This window comes from Acetobacter pasteurianus subsp. pasteurianus LMG 1262 = NBRC 106471, from assembly GCF_000285275.1.
Classification (GTDB): domain Bacteria; phylum Pseudomonadota; class Alphaproteobacteria; order Acetobacterales; family Acetobacteraceae; genus Acetobacter; species Acetobacter pasteurianus.
This window is the reverse complement of record NZ_CADO01000016.1, coordinates 45,051-59,600: the sequence shown is the minus strand read 5'-3', so window position 1 is coordinate 59,600 and position 14,550 is coordinate 45,051. Positions and strand designations below refer to the sequence as shown.

Here is a 14,550-nt window from a genome sequence, read left to right as displayed (position 1 = left end):
AGCACTCTCCCTTGCGCAACAGAGGAATAACGCATCATGGCGCGTGCAGATTACGCCGGAACCCCAGAGGGTTCAAATATGTCGTCTTGCGGAACGCAGGCGGGCGTTGCTGCCTTTGTTGTGGGGGAAGATTTTGCTGGCATGCGCTCGCAAGCTTTGGGGCTTGTAGCGCGTGCAGGGTGGAATGGCACTTTTCACCCTATATGCCCCAGTAAACTGGCCCGTATTATGCTGCGTGGGCCGCGCTGGATTGGTAAGCCCTTTTTACGCGGAAGTGATGGGGCAGATCTGGAAGAAAATCCTGCTTTTGCACAATCCTCTGTTGTGGTGAGCGTTGGCGGGAAAGGTGGAGAAGTTGGCGCTGGTTTGCGCGGATCACACCGACCTGTAGTGCAAATACAAAATCCTCGGAAAAATCTGTCTCGGTTTGATCTGATTGTTGCCTGCCGGCACGATGATATTGCGGGCCCAAATGTGTTGCTGGGCCGCACAGCGTTGCACGGGCTTACGCCCGAAGCCTTGGAACAGGCACGCGCGCAATGGAAGCCGCAATTTGCGGAACTGCCACGCCCACTTATTGCTGCCTTGGTTGGAGGCTCCAACGGTCGCTTCCATTTTGGAGAGGCGGAAGCCCATCGCCTTGGGCAAGTTTTGGTGGAAACACTCAAGGCGGAGGGGGGCAGCCTGGTTGTTACGCCCTCCCGGCGGACAAGCCCGGCAGCCATGAGGGTGCTGACAGATATTGTAGAAAAAGCGGGTGGCCATGTCTGGAATGGGGAAGGGGAAAACCCTTATGAAGGACTTATTGCTTGTGCAGATAATCTGATTGTCACGATAGACAGTGTATCAATGATATCCGAGGCGGTCGCAGGGTGTGCGCCAGTTACAATTTACCCACTACCGGGCCGTTCTCGCCGGATTAGCGATTTTATAGAAGAACTGGAACTAGCCGGGCGTGTGCATGTGCTGGAAGATGCAGAAACCCGCCTTCCGGCCCCGTGGTTGGCTTTGCCGTTGGATGATACGCCCTACATTATTGCGGAACTGCACAAACGGCTTGGTTTTTAACCGCGCCATTTGTGCCACGCATTTCAAATCCAGATAGATCCAAGCAGGATAAGCGTGCCCACAATAAGTGCGGCAACATGGCGCATAACGTGTTCTGGCGTATCTGGCGGCAGGTTAAGGTAAAAGACAAAGCAGTAAGCTACCAGCCCACACCCAACAATCACGCAGATTGTACGGACGATGGGGTAAGTTGAAATATCACGCGGATCAAACTGCATAATCTTTTCCTTACGCCGTCATGCCAAATCTAATTGTTTAGTCCCTGATAAATGCAGAAGCAGGATACCCTTGCGCAAACAGAGCCGTGCGCAGGGATGTATGGTTGATCTGGGCTGCAATTTCCTTGCGCACAACCGGCTTGGCATAAAATGCCATACCTAAACCAGCCTTGCGCAGCATGGGCAGATCATTCGCCCCATCACCAATAGCCAGCGTGGCTTCTGTGGGCAGGTTGTGCGTAGCTGTCAGCTTTTCCAGCAGGCTCAGCTTTGCATCTGGGCCCAGAATAGGCTGGCCGGTTGCGCCTGTCAGGCAATCTTCTGCATCAAAAAGGAGCGTGTTGGCATGGTTTTCATCAAACCCGCACAGTGCGGCCACCTTGGAGGTAAAATAGGTAAAACCACCAGAAACCAGCGCCGTGTAAGCACCGTGGGCATGCATGGTCTGCACCAGTTCACGCCCGCCAGAGTTGAGTTTGACGTCTTTCCACGCTTTTTCAAGCAGGGAGGCCGGGAGTCCCTTTAACAGGGCCACGCGTTCACGTAGGGATGTCGCAAAATCCAGCTCACCATTCATGGAGCGTGCGGTAATGGCAGCTATTTTTTCACCAATACCGGCATGGGTTGCCACATCATCCAATGTTTCATTGGCAACAATGGTGCTGTCCATATCGGAAACCAGCAGCTTTTTGCGGCGCGCGGCTGTATGTGTCAGCACCGTATCTATGGGCAGGGTGTTCAGCGCTTCCCGCACGGCGGGCAGTTTGCTGGCTGCATTTTCCGGGCAAGGAATATCAACAGCTTCCCCTGCTGAAAGCACAGTGGCTTCTGCATTGGTGGCAAGAATGTCGCGCACCAGTGCAATGGTGGCGCTATCAAGGGTGGTTGCCTCACGCTGGGCAACAAGGGTCAGAACAAGGCTCGTCATGGCAAAGGGGTGTGTGGCAGGAATGCAGGCATGAGGCAAGCAGAACACCATATGGGCAGACTTGCGGATGCTTCCGCCAACCTGCCCGCAGCACTTATTGTGGCCGGGCCAACCTGTTCCGGTAAATCCGCTTTGGCACTGGCATTGGCCCGCAGATTGAACGGCGAGATTATCAATGCCGATTCTATGCAGGTTTATAAGGACCTCCATATTTTAACGGCCCGCCCCAGTGCGGAGGACGAACAGCTTGCGCCACACCGGCTGTATGGTGTGTTGCCAGCGGAAGAAAAAGGCAGTGTGGCATGGTGGCGAGAGCAGGCTTTGGCGTGCATGCAGCAGGCATGGGCGCAAAACCGTTTGCCCATTTTATGCGGCGGCACCGGCATGTATTTGCACGCCCTTACAAATGGCTTGGCCATTATTCCGGATACTGGGGAAGAGGCGCGGCAGGAAGCCCGTCAGAGTGTGGCGCTGTATGGCGCACCTGCTTTGCACGCCCGACTGATGGAAGTGGACCCTGAAACAGCCAGCCGCCTGAGGCCCGTGGATTCCCAACGTATTTCACGCGCGTGGGAAGTTTGGCGTGGCACAGGGCATGGGCTGACATGGTGGCACAAACAGCCCGGCTTGCCGCCTGCTGCCTGCCGGTTTGTTGCTGTTCGCCTAAATCCTGAACGTGCGGAACTACGGGCACGCATTGCCGCAAGATTTGAGAACATGCTGCGCAATGGTGCCTTGGCGGAGGTGCAGGCGTTGCTTGCCCGAAAACTGGATACCTCCCTGCCAGCCATGCGTGCGCATGGTGTGCCAGAACTTTCTGCCATGCTGCGTGGAGAGATAACGGAGCAAGAAGCCACGCAACGCGCAGTGCAGGCCACAGGGCGCTATACAAAGCGGCAGGCAACGTGGTTTGCGCACCACAGTTTGGCAAAAAAGGGCTTGGAATGCACAGTTGATGCATCTTTTTCTGATTTTGCGCAATTTTCGGAAAGAAAATACGAAGAAATTGTATCTTTCGTTCTCTCCGGGATTGACGCTGCCTGATTCGAGGCCTAAAGATGCCGCCTGTCCCATTTCCGGGAAGAGAGGATGACATGACACTTCAAGCTGCTTCGGCACCATCAGACGCACGGAACACACCAGCTCTTTCTGGTGCGGAAGTCCTTATGCGCGCGCTGGCTGAGCAGGGTGTGGAAGTTATTTTCGGATATCCGGGCGGGGCGGTCCTGCCCATTTATGATGCCCTGTTTAAGCAAAACCAGATTCGCCACGTGCTGGTAAGGCACGAGCAGGCGGCTGTTCATGCCGCAGAGGCTTATGCGCGTTCTACCGGCAAGGTAGGGGTTGTGCTGGTCACCAGCGGTCCGGGTGCCACAAACGCCGTAACCGGCTTGCTGGACGCCATGATGGATTCCATCCCGCTGGTGTGTCTGTCCGGGCAGGTGCCAACAAGCCTGATCGGCTATGATGCGTTTCAGGAAGCAGATACCACCGGCATTACGCGGCCTGTTACCAAATACAATTATCTGGTGCGCAAGCCCGAAGATCTGGCGCCAACAGTGCACGAGGCTTTTGCCATTGCACGTTCTGGCCGCCCCGGTCCGGTGCTGATTGATCTACCTAAAAACATCACCGTGGGTGATGCGCCTTACATGGATGCAAAAGAGATTGCTCCGCGTACGGAAAGAACGCAGGCCAAGCCAGATAAGGATGCTGTGGCCCGTGCCGTAAAGGCCATGAAAAATGCCAAGCGCCCACTGTTTTACACAGGTGGCGGCATTATCAATTCTGGTCCGCAGGCCAGTGAGGCCCTGCGCAAGCTGGTGAAGATGACGGGCTTTCCCATCACTTCTACGCTGATGGGCCTTGGGGCTTATCCGGGCACCGATTCCCAGTTTCTGGGCATGTTGGGGATGCACGGCACCTACGAAGCTAATCTGGCCACGCATGATTGCGATGTGCTGATTGCACTGGGCAGCCGGTTTGATGACCGTGTGACCGGGCGTGTGGATGCGTTTTCTCCAACATCCTTCAAAATCCATGCGGATATTGATCCGGCCCAGATCAACAAGATCATCCACGTAGATGAAGCCATTATTGGTGATGTGGGTGAAACCATCGCCATGATGATTGAGGAATGGGAAAAAGAACCCGCCTATACCCATCAGGCAGAACTGGCTGAATGGTGGAGCCGGATTGATGCGTGGCGTGCGCTGGATTGCTTGCGCTTTACGCAGGATCAGGCACCTGATGCAGTTATCAAGCCCCAGCAGGCTATTCGCCGTATTTACGAACTGGCGCGTGAAACCGGGCGGGATACCTATGTTTCAACCGAAGTTGGGCAGCATCAGATGTGGGCTGCGCAGTTCTTCCAGTTTGATCATCCCAATCGCTGGCTCACATCTGGTGGTCTGGGCACCATGGGCTATGGCTTGCCAGCAGCCGTTGGCGCGCAGATTGCGCATCCCGATGCATTGGTGATGGATATTGCCGGTGAAGCTTCCACCCTGATGAACATTCAGGAACTGGGCACCATTGCGCAGTATCGCTTGCCGGTAAAAATCTTCATCATCAACAACCACTACATGGGCATGGTGCGCCAGTGGCAGGAATTGCTACATGGTTCTCGGTATTCTGAAAGCTACAGCGATGCGCTGCCAGATTTTGTAAAGCTGGCAGAAAGCTTCCACGGCACGGGCATGAGGGTGACGCAGTTGAGCCAGTTGGATGATACCATCCGGCAGGCACTGGCGCATAATGGACCGGTGATTGTGGATATCTGCGTGGCGGAAGGTGAAAACTGCTTCCCCATGATTCCCTCTGGTGCTGCCCATAATGAAATGATTTTGGGGCCAGAGCAGGGAGAAAGCGGAGCCAAGATTACCAAAGAAGGGCAGATGCTGGTCTGAGGCCGGTTGGGGTTTTTCCTCAAGAGGTTTCTTTCTTCTTCCAGTCTGATTTCAGGATACACTGACAATGCAGCAGGAAATTTCCGGTTCTGCCGTTATCTCTCTTTTGGTGGATAATGAAAGCGGTGCGCTGGCCCGTATTGTGGAGCTGTTTTCTGGCCGTGGATACAACATCCAGAGCCTGACAGTGGCTCCGGTTGATGAAAACCAGACCACATCCCGCGTGAATGTGGTGACAACCGGCACACCTTCCGCCATTCGCCAGATACGTGCCCAGATTGCGCGTGTGGTACCCGTATCCCGTGTTGTGGACCTTACGGCAGAAGGCCCGTATGTGGCGCGGGAAATGGCGTTGGTGAAAGTGGTTTCCTCTGGCGAACCACGCACGGAGGCCCTGCGGATTGCACAGGCATTTCGTGCACGGGCGGTGGACACCACAGCGAGTTCTTTTGTGTTTGAACTGACTGGCTCTACAGAAAAGCTGGACAGTTTTATCGAGCTGATGCGTCCGCTTGGGCTGGCTGAGGTTTCGCGCACAGGCGTGGCCTCCATTTGCCGCGGACCGCAGACAATTCAGAGCATCTGAAGTATGAGAAAAGCCGGAAAAGCTATTCCGGCTTGCTAAAAGGAGCAAAAACCATGGCAATGCGCGTGTATTACGACCGTGACGCCGATGTGAATCTGATTAAATCCAAAAAGGTTGCCATTATTGGTTATGGTAGCCAGGGCCATGCCCACGCTAACAACCTGAAGGACAGCGGCGTGAAAGAGGTCGTAATCGGCCTGCGCGAAAGCTCCTCAGCAGTTGAAAAAGCCAAGGCTGCTGGCTTCACCGTCATGACCCCAGACCAGGCTGCTGCATGGGCAGACGTGGTTATGGTGCTGACGCCGGATGAAGGCCAGGGCGCTCTGTACAAAGAATCTCTGGAAAAGAACCTGAAGCAGGGTGCCGCTCTGGCATTTGCTCATGGTCTGTCCATCCACTTCCGCCTGATTGAAGCGCGCCCTGATCTGGACGTGTTCCTGATTGCACCAAAAGGCCCTGGCCACACCGTGCGTTCCGAATATCAGCGTGGCGGCGGCGTGCCCTGCCTGGTTGCTATTGCGCAGGATAAGTCTGGCAAGGCTCTGGACATTGCTCTGTCCTATGCTTCCGCCATTGGTGGTGGCCGCGCTGGCACGATCGAAACTTCCTTCAAGGAAGAAGTTGAAACCGATCTGTTTGGTGAACAGGCAGTTCTGTGCGGCGGTCTGGTTGAGCTGATCCGCGCTGGCTTTGAAACGCTGGTTGAAGGTGGTTATGCACCGGAAATGGCATACTTTGAATGCCTGCACGAAATGAAGCTGATCGTGGATCTGATCTACGAAGGCGGCATTGCCAACATGAACTACTCCATCTCCAACACAGCTGAGTATGGTGAATACGTGTCTGGCCCGCGCGTGATTACGCCGGAAACCAAAAAAGCCATGAAGGGTATCCTGACGGACATCCAGAACGGTACGTTCGTGCGTAACTTCGTGCTGGAAAACCAGTCTGGCAACGTGTTCTTCAAAGCCACACGTGCACGTAACGATGCGCACCAGATTGAAGCCGTTGGTGAAAAACTGCGTGGCATGATGCCGTGGATTGCAAAATCCCGTCTGGTTGACAAAACCAAGAACTAATTCAGTTCTGGCGTTAGCCGTAGCAAAAAGCCCTGCCACCAAATGTGTGGCAGGGCTTTTTCTGTTCTGGGGTTATCGTCAGGTTAAAACCATGAGCGAATACCAAAGGTAAAACGTAAATCCTCTGGCCCATTTTCTGCCATGCGTGTGTTATTTCTGGCTACGCTGGTGGTGCTGCCGTAATGCCCGGCATAGGTTACGGCAATATAAGGGGCAATCTGGCGTTTGAACTCATAACGCAGGCGTAAACCTGCATCTATGTCTGAAAAACCCCGGCTGACACCACGTTCCGGGTCTGCATGAGAATAGAAATTCAGTTCGGCTTGTGGCTGTAAAATCAGGCGGTTGGTTATCAGGAAGTCGTAAGAGCCTTCCAGTTTGCCTGCTACGCCAGTGTTGTTGAAATAAGCTGTGGCAGACACATCAAAAAAGTAAAGCGCCAATCCTTGTACGCCTACGGCACCCCATGCGCGGGTAGGGCCGCTATCTACATCAAGCCGAATGCCAGCCTGCACATCAAAATAGGTGGAAATGGCTCGGTCATAAAAGAATTCATGATCACCATCTGAAAAACGACGATGGCCATCCAGTAAGCCTTCAGACTTCACCCAGAACTTGTTGTAATCTGTGCCAAACCACGCTTGGCCAGAATACCTAAACAGGCTGTTGCCCGGCGTGTATCGGCCTTCAAACTGTTCCAAAAGAGCATGGAAATATGTGTTGTGGTCCATAACCGGATGGATGTGCTGCACGTAATGTAATTTAGGCACAGGTGGCGGCGTTGCAGGCCACTGGGCACTGGGCGTTACGGGTGGGTAGGCAGAAGTACCCGCCGTAGTGCTTTTGTTGGGTAAGATGGTGTGCCCAGAATGTTGCGCCGGTTTTGAGCTTTGCTGGGGTTTAGGTTTTGAGGCTGGCATGTCCATGTCGCCCATATCCATATCATCCATGCCTTCCATAGCTGCATGGTTCATGGAGGCCGCTTTGGCCTGCTGCGTAACCACAGATGCCATAAGCAGAGCGGACACGCCCAAAAGTAAAAAACGAGAAATATATGGGTGGTACAAACATGTTTTCATGACACCACCACCGTGCGGAACATGCCTAAATCCATGTGGTAAAGCAGGTGGCAGTGAAAAGCCCATAAACCCGGTGTATCGGCAGAAACCAGATAGCTCAGCTTTCCGCCTGGTTGCACAATAATGGTGTGTTTTATCGGGTTATACAGACCGTTCCCGTTTTCCAGCTCACTCCACAAACCATGCAGATGGATGGGGTGTTCCATCATGGTGTCATTTATCAGGGTAAAGCGTACCCGTTCATCCAAACGCAGTGGGATAGGTTCGGCTTCCGAGAACTTTTTGCCATCAAACCCCCAGATATAACGTTCCATGTTGCCGGTAAGGTGCAACGTGATCTCGCGCGATGGTGGGCGTTGATCTGTGGCTGGGTGAGTGGCGCGCAGGTCTGCATATGTCAGAACCCGTCGGCCGTTGTTTTGTAAGCCATCACCGGGGTCAGCCAGACGATTGATCGGCATGGCGGCACGGTTCTGGTTTTCTACATTCAAAGGCGGGGCATGTGCTTTGGGGGCCGAGTGCATGGGCATATCGTGCATCTTCATGCCACCCATATCGTGCCCTCCGTGCATGGCCATGCCCATATCCACCATAGTGCGTACGGGCCGTTCATCCATGGGGGGAACTGGTGCGCTCATGCCGGAATGAGGGGCAAGTGTGCCGCGGGCGTAGCCGGTTCTGTCCTCACTTTGGGCAAAAATGGTGTAAGCCTGATCGCCTTGGGGCTGCACAATGCAATCATACGTTTCAGCCACCCCAATGCGGAATTCATCTACCCGCACGGGTTCAACATTATTTCCATCTGCCTGAATGATATCCATTTGGAGGCCGGGAATGCGGATATCATAAAAGGTCATGGCGGAGGCATTGATAAACCGCAGCCTGATGCGTTCACCGGGTTTAAAAATACCAGTCCAGTTGGCAGCGGGGGCGCAGCCGTTCATCAGATACGTGTAGATAATGCCGCTTACGTCTGAAATATCCGTGGCGGACATGTTCATGCCAGCCCACTGCATGCGGTCTTTTAGTGTCGGCCATACGCCGGATTTCTTGGCATCATGAAAGAAAGAAACAGCCGTACGTTGCCGGAAATTATAGTAGTCATCCTGAAACTTCAGCTTGTTGATGATGGTATGGGGCGCCACATCAGACCAATCTGAAAGCAGGATGACGTAATCCCGGTCATAACTATTAGGGTCTGGCTCCTTGGGGTCAATCACAATGGCCCCATACAGCCCCATGGCTTCCTGCATGTTGGAGTGGCTGTGATACCAGTATGTGCCACTCTGTTTTACAGGAAAGCGATAGGTAAAGCGTGCGCCGGGTTCAATTCCGGCAAAGCTTAGCCCCGGTACGCCATCCATATGTGCTGGGCACCGGATGCCATGCCAGTGGATGGAAGTTGTTTCGTCCAATGTATTATGGATGTTCAGGCGTAAATCATCGCCTTCACGCCACCGCAGGATGGGGCCGGGCACGCCACCATTCATGGTGGGCACGCGCTGCGGTTTGTCCAGAATATTTACATTTGCCCAGCCGATTGTCAGATCAAACGTGTTGCTAGCGTTTTGGGGCACAATTCCGGATGTGTGGGTAGAAGCAAAAACCTGTTTGGGTGGCTTAAGGGCATACAGGGCCGCCAATGCGCTGCCGCCAGTTATAAACTGCCGACGAGACACATTTCTCCCTTTCAAAACAGGGGGAATATGCATGGGTATTGTCCATTCTGCATCATGCTGCACGCATATAAGAACGCGCAGACCGACTGATTAAAGCGTACGAAAAATCAGGCGTTATGCAGTTTGGGTGGTCTTAGTAGGGGATCTGCTGTGTAATCTGGCAGAAAGAGAACATTCCTGCGCAACCGGTGCGCTGGCATTTGCCACGCGGCTTCATGCGCAGGCGTGTAAGGCAGAAGCGCAGAAAGCCCGGATGCAAAGCAGTCAGGTTGGCAACAATGCTGTTGATGATGGTGTGTATGGTTTTGCAGTGCACAATGGGCAGCATGTGCGGGTGCGGCATGATGTTCCATCGGCATGTTCATGGAGCCATGAGAATGGCACTCGGCAGATTGTACGCCTGTGTGCCAGTTCGTCATGGCGTGGGCAGATGCAAATACCTTACCCGGTAAAAGCGCATGCAGGCCCACCAGCACTGCTACAAAAAGCAGGCCGCTCAGAATTTTTCTGAAAGGCAGGATGCGATCCATCATCTCGCCACCATATCTGCAATGTGTATATGAGAGCAAGAAAATGTCCTGCAAAGCAGGAAGGCGTATCATAGTGGCGTTTTGGTGCGGTGCGTAGGCGTAGCAGTTACAGGCGGAGTAGGGTGAATGAGCCAGACAATCAGTTTCCCGGTAGAAGGGATGTCCTGCGCCGCATGCGCTACCCGGCTGGAAAAAGTGCTGAACAGGCTGGAGGGGGTGCAGGCCTCCGTTAATTTTGCAACGGCCAAGGCACAGGTTGATCTGGGGGCAGGTGCAAGCAACGTAACGGATATATTGGACGCCGTTACCAAAGCCGGGTTTGGGGCACAGACATCTAGCGTGGATCTGGCTCTGACAGGGCTTTCTTGCGCAGGCTGTGCCGGACGGGTGGAAAAGGTGCTGAACGCCCTGCCATCCGTGCATGCAAACGTTAATCTGGCGACCGAACGTGCACACGTTACCTTTGTGCCCGGCATCGTCACCGCGCAGGCGTTGATAGCAGCGGTAGAAAAAGCCGGATATGGCGCGACTGTCTTCCAACAGAAAACAGCGGAAGAAGTCAAACATCAGCGGCAGAAGGAATGGCGCACGGCACTTACGGGCTTTGTGCTGGCTGCGGTTTTAAGCCTGCCATTTCTGCTGGAAATGGTGGGCATGATGGCAGGCGCACACCATGCGGTTATGTTGCCGCTATGGGTGCAGCTTGTTTTGGCTACTGTGGTGCAGTTTTGGTGTGGCCGCTCTTTTTATGCGGGGGCATGGCACGCATTACGTAGCGGTGCAGCCACCATGGATGTGCTGGTGGTTTTGGGCACCAGCATTGCCTATGGCTTCAGCGCGGTTGTGGTGCTGTTCGGGCTAGATCAGCCTGTTTATTTTGAGGCCAGCGCACTGGTCATTACGCTGGTATTGCTGGGCCGTTTGTTGGAGGCCCGTGCCAAGGCGCGCGCAGGCGCCGGTATGGAAAGCCTGCTGCGGCTTCAGCCCAGGACAGCGCATGTTGAACGCGCAGGGCAGATAACGGATGAACCCGTAGAACAACTACAAGTGGGCAACGTGTTTCTGGTACGCCCCGGTGAGAGTATTCCGGTAGATGGCGTTGTGCTTTCTGGCGCATCGGATGTGAACGAGGCCATGCTGACGGGTGAGAGTGTGCCTGTTGCCAAGCAGGCCGGTGCTAACGTGTTTGCAGGCACCTTAAACCAGACAGGTGCCCTGCGTGCCAAGGTAACCGGCATTGGTAGCCAGACAGTTCTGGCAGGCATTGTGCATATGGTAGAGCAGGCACAGGGCAGCAAAGCCACTGTGCAGCGGCTGGCAGATAAAGTGGCATCTGTTTTTGTGCCGGTTGTGCTTGCGCTGGCTGTGCTGACATTTGCTACAGGCTGGTTGCTAACAGGTGTGTGGGACCAAAGCCTCGTTAACGCCATTTCCGTGCTGGTCATTGCCTGCCCGTGCTCTCTGGGGTTGGCGACACCCACTGCCATTATGGTGGGCACGGGGCTGGGCGCACGCGCGGGTATCTTGTTCCGTAATGCAGATGCACTGGAACAGACACGCAAGCTCACAACGCTTGTGGTGGATAAAACAGGCACCTTAACCCAAGGGCAACCTGCCGTTGTGGATGTTCAGGAGGCAGAGCATGTTTCTGCGCAAGATGCACTGGCCTTGGCATATGCACTGGAAAGCCAATCCGAACATCCGTTAGCGCGTGCTGTTGTGAATTATGCATGTGTGCAGGATGTTACGGCGGCGGAGATATCTGGCTTTCAGGCTGTGCCGGGGCAGGGTGTTAGGGCGGAATATCAGGGGCACCCTATTGCGTTGGGTTCTCCTGCATATCTGGCCACTCTTGGCTGCACGATAGATCATGACCTCACCCAAAGCTGGCAGCAGCAGGGGCGTACAGTTGTGGGCGTAGCGCAGGGGCAAACGGTTCTGGCGTGGTTTGCGCTGGCCGATCAGATCCGCCCAGAAGCGCAAGAAGCAGTGGCCACCCTGCAGCAGCAGGGTTTGGATGTGGTGATGCTTACGGGGGATAACGCCCGTGTTGCGCAGGCCGTGGCCCAGAAGGTGGGCATAAAAACAGTTATTGCCGGCGTGCTGCCAGATGGCAAAGCGGCTGAAATTCGTAAACTGAAAGAGCAGGGCAAGTGCGTTGGCATGGTGGGCGATGGCATTAATGATGCCCCGGCTCTTGCCTCTGCCGATGTTGGTTTTGCCATAGGTGCCGGGGCAGATATTGCCTTGGAAACGGCAGACGTTGTGCTGATGCGCAGCAACCTGATGGCCTTGGTGGATGCGCTTTCTCTCTCACGCGCCACGGTTTCCAAAATATGGCAGAACCTGTTTTTTGCTTTTATTTACAATATTCTTGGTTTGCCTTTGGCTGCCCTTGGTAAACTGGACCCGGTTCTGGCAGGGGCCGCCATGGCAATGAGTTCGGTTTCTGTTGTCAGCAATTCCCTGTTGCTGAACCGGTGGAAGCCCAAATCCTAAGAATATCAGGTGGGGAGGGAAGGATTGGTTTCCCCCAATAGGATACTGCCTTCTTCTGGTAGCCATTCCCCTGTGTTTTCATCACGCCCTTGCAGGTAAAACTGACGGGGCGCGGTGTCTGAGGCAGATTGTGCGGCCTTTTGCAAAAACTTCTGCATGGGGGCAGATTGTTTGCGGTTTATCAGACAGTTCAGCTTGCTGTCGGGAAAAGCTTCCAGCATATGCGCCGAGCAATCTTCTCCCGCAAAAATCATGAGCGGGGGCATCTGCCGTTTTGCGACAAAGTATTTGTGAATAATGGCTGTTTTGCCAGCATCTGCAGGGAAGGGATAACGTGCGACCTCGGTAGAAAGTAGGATTTTCTTACGCTCGGCCAAACGTGCGCCAAAAACGTGCTCACGCGGCAGGTTGTATCCATATTCTGCCGATGTGGCGAAAAGTGCCGTAATATCCTCCATGCCGGAGGTGCAGATAACCGGGTCTATCCCGTGTTCTTGCAAGATCTGGAACAGGTTGGCCATTTCTGGCGTAAGGCGCAGGGCCTGTACAACTTTGGCAGATACCGGGCCCGCCTTGCCGGGGCGTTCCGCCGGGCATTCCCAAGTTTGTGTGGTTATGGAAGCCCCAAGGCACCATTCGTTAGCGGCACGGCTAAGGGCGATAACATCTGCTGCTGTCTGCCCTGCTACCAGCCGTATCATCCAGCGTTGTGCCGCTTCTGGCCCATGCAGTGCGGCAACAGCTTGTTGGCAAAAGGCCATTCTGGCCCGAAAAGCTTGCAGAGTGATATCTTTTGCCAACACATCCCGTGGGAGCGGGTACGGCATGTGCCCATAACGAGCGGCAAGAGCACGGTAATCCTCTATCAGATCATCCACCAGCACCGGGAAGGAAACAGGTTGCCCGGCCATATTAACAAATGGGGCAGGCAAGGGATGCGCAAATGCATGCACGTGGATAAGGTGCCTGAATTCATCCGCACGCATCAGAAAACTGAAGTGTTCCAACATGTAAAGGAACAGCGTTTCCTGCACATCGCCGACAATAGCTGTGTTGTTCCAGTCCACCACCACGTAGGGCCGGCGCTGCGGATTATAGGTGGAGGAATATTGCCCATTGGCGTTGATAACGTTCTGAATGGCCTTATGCACATGCGGTGCCCATTTAAGGGTTTCCAGCATGGGCGGTTCGCGTTCCATCAGTTCGGGAATAGATGTTGCACGTGCAACAACGGGTGGCCCAGCCAGAGCAGAAATGCCCATACCAGCACAGCAAAGACCAAAACGACGGCGAGAAAGACTGTTACGCATAAAAACCTCTGGCTGGTTTGCGTAGGGTATGAATTCAGCGTGTTGGAGAAGGTATGTGTAATTGTAAACCAGAATACAGCAAAATGCCTTTTGCCTGACAGACCGTCAAAGTGGGGGTAGGGTCAGCCTCTAGCCCTTGGGTGGCATCTGTAAGAAGCACGGTTGTATATTCGGCTTTTTGCGCATCTAGTGCTGTGGCCTGCACGCAGTATTCCAATGCCAAGCCACACACAAAAACATGTGTGATGCCATGCTGTTTTAAAACAGCATCAAGCGACTGGCCCGACAGTGTTTGGGCCCCGAAAGCAGAGTAGCTGTCCTGATCGGATTGTGCGCCTTTAAACAGGTGCAGGGTACGTTCAGGCAGGTGTAAATCTTGGGGAAAGTCCGCGCCGTGTGTATTGGCTACACAATGCGGAGGCCACAGACCGTTCTGATGAGTGGTTTTGAAAGAAACATGATCGGCTGGGTGCCAGTCCTGCGAGGTCACGATCAACCCAAACGGTAAATGTGCCAATCTGTTGATAACAGGCACAATGGCATGGCCTTTGGGCACAGGCAGGGCGCCATCTGGCAGAAAATCGTTCTGCACATCCACTACAATCAGCGCATCCGTTTTGCCCGGTATAAAGGCAGGAGGGAAAGGCGCGGATTGCAGTGGCATG

At 54.2% G+C, this 14,550-nt stretch carries 13 protein-coding genes; 7 read left to right on the top strand and 6 right to left on the bottom strand.

Going from position 1 to position 14,550, the window contains the following annotated elements:
* Window positions 1–36: 36 nt before the first annotated feature.
* Window positions 37–1,068, top strand: coding sequence for a mitochondrial fission ELM1 family protein (locus tag APA10_RS04905; RefSeq protein ID WP_003628536.1), 1,032 nt, complete (start codon window positions 37–39; stop codon window positions 1,066–1,068).
* 23 nt (window positions 1,069–1,091) lie between these two features.
* On the opposite strand, the gene APA10_RS04900 is transcribed toward APA10_RS04905, so the two are convergent.
* Window positions 1,092–1,286, bottom strand: a complete 195-nt coding sequence (locus tag APA10_RS04900; protein WP_003623125.1) for a hypothetical protein — start codon at window positions 1,284–1,286, stop codon at window positions 1,092–1,094.
* Between the two features lie 37 nt (window positions 1,287–1,323).
* Entirely contained in the window at window positions 1,324–2,214 is an 891-nt protein-coding gene (serB, locus tag APA10_RS04895; RefSeq protein ID WP_035365517.1) for a phosphoserine phosphatase SerB, read from the bottom strand.
* A gap of 30 nt (window positions 2,215–2,244) precedes the next feature.
* On the opposite strand from serB, the gene miaA reads away from it, so the two are divergent.
* From miaA to ilvC, 4 genes are all read left to right on the top strand, one after another.
* A complete protein-coding gene (gene miaA / locus APA10_RS04890) occupies window positions 2,245–3,258 on the top strand; it encodes a tRNA (adenosine(37)-N6)-dimethylallyltransferase MiaA (protein ID WP_035365516.1) in 1,014 nt (337 codons plus the stop codon).
* Window positions 3,259–3,272: 14 nt separating this feature from the next.
* Window positions 3,273–5,123 (top strand): biosynthetic-type acetolactate synthase large subunit, encoded by a 1,851-nt coding sequence (gene ilvB, locus APA10_RS04885; protein WP_174714343.1) that lies wholly within the window; start codon window positions 3,273–3,275, stop codon window positions 5,121–5,123.
* 67 nt (window positions 5,124–5,190) lie between these two features.
* On the top strand, window positions 5,191–5,709 hold the full coding sequence (ilvN, locus tag APA10_RS04880; protein WP_003628530.1) for an acetolactate synthase small subunit: 519 nt from the start codon (window positions 5,191–5,193) through the stop codon (window positions 5,707–5,709).
* Window positions 5,710–5,768: 59 nt separating this feature from the next.
* Complete coding sequence (gene ilvC / locus APA10_RS04875) at window positions 5,769–6,788, top strand: ketol-acid reductoisomerase (protein WP_035362122.1); 1,020 nt, start codon at window positions 5,769–5,771, stop codon at window positions 6,786–6,788.
* A gap of 83 nt (window positions 6,789–6,871) precedes the next feature.
* Here the strand turns inward: ilvC and APA10_RS04870 are convergent, their stop codons facing one another.
* Together APA10_RS04870 and APA10_RS04865 are read right to left on the bottom strand one after the other, a co-directional pair.
* On the bottom strand, window positions 6,872–7,867 hold the full coding sequence (locus APA10_RS04870; RefSeq protein ID WP_003628528.1) for a copper resistance protein B: 996 nt from the start codon (window positions 7,865–7,867) through the stop codon (window positions 6,872–6,874).
* Window positions 7,864–9,609 (bottom strand): copper resistance system multicopper oxidase, encoded by a 1,746-nt coding sequence (locus tag APA10_RS04865; protein WP_003628526.1) that lies wholly within the window; start codon window positions 9,607–9,609, stop codon window positions 7,864–7,866. Before APA10_RS04865 ends, APA10_RS04870 begins: the two co-directional genes overlap by 4 nt.
* 64 nt (window positions 9,610–9,673) lie before the next feature.
* On the opposite strand from APA10_RS04865, the gene APA10_RS04860 reads away from it, so the two are divergent.
* Window positions 9,674–10,057 (top strand): hypothetical protein, encoded by a 384-nt coding sequence (locus tag APA10_RS04860; protein ID WP_003628524.1) that lies wholly within the window; start codon window positions 9,674–9,676, stop codon window positions 10,055–10,057.
* A gap of 145 nt (window positions 10,058–10,202) precedes the next feature.
* Window positions 10,203–12,575, top strand: a complete 2,373-nt coding sequence (locus tag APA10_RS04855) for a heavy metal translocating P-type ATPase (RefSeq protein ID WP_003628522.1) — start codon at window positions 10,203–10,205, stop codon at window positions 12,573–12,575.
* Window positions 12,576–12,580: 5 nt separating this feature from the next.
* Here the strand turns inward: APA10_RS04855 and APA10_RS04850 are convergent, their stop codons facing one another.
* Together APA10_RS04850 and APA10_RS04845 are read right to left on the bottom strand one after the other, a co-directional pair.
* Window positions 12,581–13,885, bottom strand: a complete 1,305-nt coding sequence (locus APA10_RS04850; protein ID WP_003628520.1) for a hypothetical protein — start codon at window positions 13,883–13,885, stop codon at window positions 12,581–12,583.
* A gap of 34 nt (window positions 13,886–13,919) precedes the next feature.
* Window positions 13,920–14,549 (bottom strand): isochorismatase family protein, encoded by a 630-nt coding sequence (locus APA10_RS04845; RefSeq protein ID WP_003628519.1) that lies wholly within the window; start codon window positions 14,547–14,549, stop codon window positions 13,920–13,922.
* Window position 14,550: the final 1 nt, after the last annotated feature.